Raw genomic sequence first — 1237 nt, 5'->3', positions numbered from 1 at the left:
GGACCACTGTAAACAGACTTGGGATAGTTACGAAGCCCTAATTCAACATAATCAATTTTAGCTTTTGCAACTGCTGTAAGGTAAGCGTCCACGACATCTGGTGAAAAGTCCCAATTGTTGTAATAACCGCCGTCTCGAAGAGTACAATCTAGAATTTTTTGCATAATACAGCCATATAAGTTAGTTAAATTAAAAGTTTTATCTAGGATAAGAGTCTATCATTGAATAAGTCGACCTGTTCCTTATTTTAATCCCACGTTTTTCGGCCAACTTACTTAGCCGATCATGAGCCAAGCAAGTCTCGTATGTTATGTGCATAAATTCAGACATCCTAAACGCTTCTTTCTTGGTTGGATTTTTCATAAAAGGAACATATTCACTTTCACCATAAAAATGCTTGTATTTAATCTTTAACGAATTATCTTTTTGATCCACAAACACATCATTATGGAAAGAAAAATCCGCACCAAAAATTTCAATATCTTTATACCCACTCATAATAGCAACGTAAACACCGTAAATTAAAACATTACATGCGGCTGGACCATACGTACCACTATCAAATAAGCTTATTATTTTATCGTCATTTATTGGTACTCCTTGCACAGGAACAACTTTATAAAAATTAATGGTAATAAAATTATTATCTATTTTATTTTTTATAAATGACTTATCGCTATAATAAGGCAAAAAAAGCTCTATCTCCCAGCTCACTTTATTTAGAGCAGAAAACATTTTATCTCTTTTTTCTATTAAATCCAAGCTTGCATCAGGATGCCAAAAATATTCATCTAGTAGAACGTACTTATTTGGTTTTAGTATTTCAAAATCACTACTTTCACAGAAGTGATTAACTGCCAAATAATCAGAGCTACCTATTTGTCTTTTTATAACTTCTATATCATTTTTTATTGAAGGGCCATTCCCTAAAACTATGCACTTTTTACTTTTATTACTAGAGTAAATTTCATTTAAACTATTATCTTTCGAAAGAAAAAATCGCACTCTCGAAAAAAAAGTATGCAAATGAAATATTACAACCTCTAGAAAATATCTAATTTTTGATTTCATTTTATTAATGTACTTATTTTAAGTGACCGATTATATTATATTGCTTTACGAACCTTACATTCTAAAAGAGTTCACTGCATCGACCACAGCACTTCTCTCTTGTTCACTCAAGTAAGGCGACATCGGTAATGACAGCACTTCATTTTGCAACTGCTCCGTCAACGGC

The 1237-nt window shown here is 32.1% G+C and carries 1 protein-coding gene; it reads right to left on the bottom strand.

Going from position 1 to position 1237, the window contains the following annotated elements; translation table 11 throughout:
* Window positions 1-198: 198 nt before the first annotated feature.
* Window positions 199-1071: a hypothetical protein gene (locus R7D93_RS25610; protein WP_053307426.1), complete on the bottom strand. Its 873-nt coding sequence runs from the start codon at window positions 1069-1071 to the stop codon at window positions 199-201.
* Window positions 1072-1237: the final 166 nt, after the last annotated feature.

This window comes from Vibrio sp. YT-15 (genome assembly GCF_033337445.1).
GTDB classification, from domain to species: Bacteria; Pseudomonadota; Gammaproteobacteria; order Enterobacterales; family Vibrionaceae; genus Vibrio; species Vibrio alginolyticus.
This window is presented reverse-complemented; position numbering and strand designations above follow the sequence as displayed.